The sequence below is a fragment of the Caulobacter sp. D5 genome (assembly GCF_003185805.1).
Lineage (GTDB): Bacteria > Pseudomonadota > Alphaproteobacteria > Caulobacterales > Caulobacteraceae > Caulobacter.
In genome coordinates this window covers 1-4691 of sequence record NZ_QHJY01000441.1, presented here as the reverse complement: position 1 = coordinate 4691, position 4691 = coordinate 1, and the positions used below count along the sequence as shown (strand labels likewise).

5 protein-coding genes are annotated in these 4691 nt (G+C 71.4%); all 5 read right to left on the bottom strand.

Features of this window, described 5'->3' with window-relative positions; translation table 11 throughout:
- A partial coding sequence (locus DMC18_RS23140) for a DUF2239 family protein (RefSeq protein ID WP_146218186.1) occupies positions 1-190 on the bottom strand: 190 nt, incomplete at its 3' end.
- Positions 187-525, bottom strand: a complete 339-nt coding sequence (locus DMC18_RS23135) for a GIY-YIG nuclease family protein (RefSeq protein ID WP_110118068.1) — start codon at positions 523-525, stop codon at positions 187-189. The genes DMC18_RS23140 and DMC18_RS23135, both read right to left, overlap by 4 nt.
- A gap of 53 nt (positions 526-578) precedes the next feature.
- On the bottom strand, positions 579-2030 hold the full coding sequence (locus DMC18_RS23130; RefSeq protein ID WP_110118069.1) for an NCS1 family nucleobase:cation symporter-1: 1452 nt from the start codon (positions 2028-2030) through the stop codon (positions 579-581).
- A gap of 90 nt (positions 2031-2120) precedes the next feature.
- Positions 2121-2291 (bottom strand): hypothetical protein, encoded by a 171-nt coding sequence (locus DMC18_RS23125; RefSeq protein ID WP_233245147.1) that lies wholly within the window; start codon positions 2289-2291, stop codon positions 2121-2123.
- Positions 2292-2444: 153 nt separating this feature from the next.
- A partial coding sequence (locus tag DMC18_RS23120; RefSeq protein WP_110133350.1) for a TonB-dependent receptor occupies positions 2445-4691 on the bottom strand: 2247 nt, incomplete at its 5' end.

The following is a 4691-nucleotide window of genomic DNA, read 5'->3' as shown; positions in this document are numbered from 1 at the left end:
CCGGCGCCAGGCGGGCGGCGAGATCCTCGGGGCTTCCGCGCAGGTCGAAGTCCACCTGCCGGCCGTCGGGATCGAAGATCAGCAGCGGGGCGTCGGGACGCCTTGCGAACACCGCCTGGGCGGCCAGGGCGACGGTCAGCTGGTCGCCGGCGGCGAGGCGGGCGCCGGTCTCGAACAGGGCGTAGGTCATCGGACGAGGTCTACCGCGTTCAGGGCTTGGCGCCAGTGCTTGCGGCGATCGGCCAGGCGCAGCGCCCTGCCCTTCGGCTCCAGACCCGCATCGTCGATCGTCTCCAGCACCTCGAAGGCGAAAGCCGTTTCGCCATGAGCGTTCCAGGCGCCCTGCAGGCGGGCGTTGGGGTGCGAGCCGAGGCGCAGGGAGAACCAGACGCCGTTCTGGCGGGTGGCGACGTTCTCGGTTCCGCCGACGAAGACCTGGCCGGTGCGCCCGCAGCGCACGGCGTAGACGCCGGGCGTGGGCTTTTCTTCCTTGTAGGCGCGCAGCAGCGCCTTGCGCGAGTTCATCGCCGTCTCCTCGATTTGACGGCTTTTTACCCGGACGAATTGTGGAGTCAATATTACCCGGGTGTTTTTCTCGCCATCAGGCCCCAGTAAAGCGCGCCGGCCAGACCCGCCCCGACGAACCAGGCGTACTGGTAGATGAGCGTCCACGGCGCGCCGACGCCCGCGAAGGCGTGCGGGGCGGCCGCGTGCAGGAAGCCCGGCAGGTTGGGCGCCACCCCGACGGCGAAGGCGATCAGGGCCGCCGGGTTCCAGCCGTTGCGGTAGGTGTAGGGCCCCGTGCGGTCATAGAGGCCGGGCGCGTCCAGCACCGTGCGGCGCAGCAGCCAGTAGTCGACGATCAGTATGCCGGCGATCGGTCCCAACAGCGCGCCGTAGCCGGTGAGCCAGACGAAGATGTAGCCCGCCGTGCTCTCCAGGAGCTTCCAGGGCATGATCAGCACGCCGATGACGGCGGTGATGTAGCCGCCGATGCGGTAGGTGATGCGGCGCGGCCAGAGGGCGGCGAAGTCGTAGGCCGGGCCGACCAGGTTGGCGGCGATGTTGCACGAGACGGTGTCGAGGCTGATCACCACCAGGCCGACCAGCACCGCAATCCCGCCGATGTCGCCCGACAGGGCCACCGGGTCCCAGATCGCCTTGCCGAAGATCAGCACCGTGGCCGAGGTGACGACGACGCTCATCGCCGCCAGCAGGGCCATGGGGCCGGGAAGGCCGAGGGCCTGGCCGACGATCTGGTCCTTCTGGGTGCGGGCGAAGCGGGTGAAGTCGGGGATGTTGAGGGCGAGCGTCGCCCAATAGCCGGTCATGGCGGTGACGGCCGGGCCGAAGTCGGCCCAGAAGCGGCCGGCCTTGGCGCCGCCGGCGTCATAGGCCGAGGGCTCGTGCAGTATGGGTCCCAGGCCGCCGGCTTTCGACAGCGCCCACCAGACCAGGGCCACGCAGACGATCACCTTGACCGGCGCGGTCCAGGTCTCGAGCTTGCGGACGGTCTCCAGCCCCTTGGTGACGAAGGCCAGCTGGATCAGCCAGAAGGCCAGGAAGGCCAGGAGCTGGCCGACGCCGATGCCCAGCAGCGGGATCATCGGACCGTCCAGCTTGGCCCCGACCATGACGCCGAGCAGGGTCAGGAGCGCGCCGCCGCCGATCCAGGTCTGGATGCCGTACCAGCCGCAGGCGACGATGGCGCGGGCCAGCGCGGGCAGCCGCGCGCCGCGCCAACCGAACGAGGCCCGGGCCAGCACGGCGTAGGGCACGCCGTGCTTGGCGCCGGCGTGGCCGATCAGCAGCATGGGGACCAGGACGATCAGGTTGCCCAGCAGCACCGCCCAGACGGCCTGGACCGCCGACATCCCCTGCTCCACCAGGCCGGCGGCCAGCATGTAGGCGGGCACGGCGATGACCATGCCCAGCCACAGGGCCGCGAAGTGGCGGGCACGCCAGGTTCGCTGGGCCGCCGTGGTCGGCGCCAGGTCGTCGTTCCAGAGATTGCTCGTCTCGTCCGCCATGCGCTCCCCCAAGCTTGCGTCGAAAGGAAGAGAGCATGGCGCGACGAGACCACCGCCGTCACCTGGGAAATCGGCGATCGGCGGCGAGTATCAGAGCGCTGCGTAGGCCCAGGTCGCCAGGCCGGCGCCGAACACCAGCACCATGGCGATGATGCCGACCCTGTCCCACTGGATGCAGGGCCCGGCGTGCCGGAGCTCGGGCGACTCCGGCTTGTTGACGTCACAGGTCTTGAAGAACACGGGACGCACGGAAACACGCATGGCGTGGGCCATGTTGAACCTCCCTTTTTGGGAGCGTGGCGGGCGCCGAAACCGCTTACACTTTCGGCTGCCACGCTCTCGACGATAACCACGCCTCTGACGGGCGCGTGCGGGAAGGTTAACACGAACTCGCTCAACAGGCGAAAACATCGCTCAGTAGGCGAAACGAAGACTCAGCCCCACCCGGCGCGGCTGGGGCGAAAACGACTGCGGCAGGCGGCCGGTGGTGATGAACAGCGGAGCGTCGGAGTCGAGCAGGTTCTCGACGAACAGGCCCACCGACCCCCGCCCCTGCTCGATCGCCACCCGGCCGTCCAGCAGGGTGACGCCGCCCAGGTCGCGGCCCGAGCCGGGGCTGACGGACTCGAAGGTCGAGCGCGACTGGCCGACATAGGCGGCCGAGCCGTTGAGGATCAGCGCCGCTCCGCCCGGCAGCTCGCGGCGGGTCTCGCCCCAGACGGTGAAGGCCTGGCGCGGCACGGCCGGCAGATGGTCGCCCTCGCGGCCCAGGCCGGCCATGGCGCCGGTGGTCTGGTCCTGGGTCAGCACGGCGTCGGTGGCGGCGAGGTTGAAGCCGAGCTTCGAGACGCCGCGGCTCCAGACCATGTCGAACTCGGCGCCGTCGATGCGGGCGCGGCCCAGGTTGGTGACGAAGGCGAAGGCCCCGTTGGCGCTGGTCGCCGAATACTGCATGTCGCGCCAGTCGATGCTGTAGAGCGCCAGGTTCGCCGACAGACGCCCGCCGGCCCAGCGCGACTTGAGGCCCAGTTCGCGGTTCCACAGCATGTCGGACCCGTAGGCCTGAAGCTCGGCCGGCAGGCCGGGGGCGGTGTTGACGCCGCCGGGGCGGAAGCCCTGCGAGATCTGGGCGTAGCCCATCAGCCGGGGCGTGAAGCGGCGCGAGGCCACGGCCTTCATGCTCCAGCCGTCCTCCTCGACCCGGTTGCGGAAATTGCCGCCGGAGGTGTCTGAGATGACGTTGACCACCAGCACCCGGCCGACGGTCTTCTTGTCGTAGGCGAAGCGGCGGGCGCCGAGGGTGACGTCGGTCCGGTCGTCCACCGCCAGGGTCGCCTCGCCATAGGCGGCGACCTGATCGAGGCGAGTGTCGACGATGCGGCGGCCGGTGTAGCCGGCGGCGTCGACCGGCAGGCCGGTGACGGGATCGGCGACGCGCACCTGGCTGTCGATGCTGTCGCGGCGGGTCTCGGAGAACAGGCCGACCGTCCATTGCAGCGCCCCCTCGTAGTCGGAGGTCAGGCGCGCCTCGCGCACGTCGGCGACGAGGTCGATGGGCTGGTACAGCAGGCCCGGCGTGCGGCTGTCGACGTAGGAGGCGTAGGCGCCCATCTGGCCTGCGTCGCAGGCGAGGCTGGCGCCGAGCGCGAGCCAGCGGGCGCAGCCGGCGGCGCTGCCGCGCTCGGACTGCAGGGTGCCGGTGTAGTCGATCTGGCGGATGTTGCGCCATTCGTAACGGGCCAGGGAGGCCGAGAAGCGCACCCCCGGCAGGCGGCTCTCGAACGACAGGGCGCCGAACCACACCTGGCTGTCGAACGGGGTGCGGACGAAGTTGCGCGAGACGTGCGAGGGCTCGCCCGGCGCGCCGGCCCCGGTGTCGCTCAGCTTGGAATCCTGGGCGGCCAGCAGCAGGTCGATGCGCATCTCGTCGCGCGGACGCCAGGCGGCGGCCAGGCGCGCGCCGATGGTGCGGCCGGCGTTGACGCCGGTCAGGCCCAGGCGGGCGTTGTCGGCGAAGGCGGCCTCGTCGCGGCGATAGGCCGTCAGGCGCACGGCGGCGCGGTCGTCGGCGAAGGTCTTGTTGGCCACGGCGGTCGCCGCCCCGCCGGCCCGGCCGCCGACGACGCCGCCCTCCAGCTCGAGGCCCGCCTGGTCTCGAGACAGGTCGGCGCGGTTGAAGGCCACCTTCACCGCCCCGCCCATGGCGCTGGAGCCGTAGAGCGTGCCCTGCGGCCCGCGCAGCACCTCCAGCCGGTCGATGTCGACCAGCAGCAGGTCGGGAAACGAGCCGCCGGGATCGGCGGTGGTGCCGCTGGGTCCGGAAACCGGCACGTCGTTGTAATAGAGGGCCGTCGTCGCCTCGCCCGAGCCGTAGACGCCGCGCAGGGTCATGCGCATGCGGCCAACGCCCGTGCTGGTCAGGGTCAGGCCCGGCAGGCGCTGGGCGACCCGCTCGAAGGTCACCGCGCCGGTGGCGTTCAGGGCCTCGCCGCCGATCACCCGCATCGACAGCGGCGTGCTCTGCTCGGGCATGGACCGACGCAGGGCGGTGACCATCACCGCATCGACCTCGGCCGTGGCGGGAGGCGCGGCGGAAGACGGCGCGGCGGCGATGGCGCGCGGCGGCGCGGCCCGCTCGATCAGCAGTCGGCCGCCGTGCCG

Bases quoted from the DNA above. Each gene is read 5' to 3' on its own strand.
- DMC18_RS23135 (WP_110118068.1), bottom strand. From the start codon at position 525: ATGAACTCGCGCAAGGCGCTGCTGCGCGCCTACAAGGAAGAAAAGCCC.
- DMC18_RS23130 (WP_110118069.1), bottom strand. From the start codon at position 2,030: ATGGCGGACGAGACGAGCAATCTCTGGAACGACGACCTGGCGCCGACC.
- DMC18_RS23125 (WP_233245147.1), bottom strand. From the start codon at position 2,291: ATGCGTGTTTCCGTGCGTCCCGTGTTCTTCAAGACCTGTGACGTCAAC.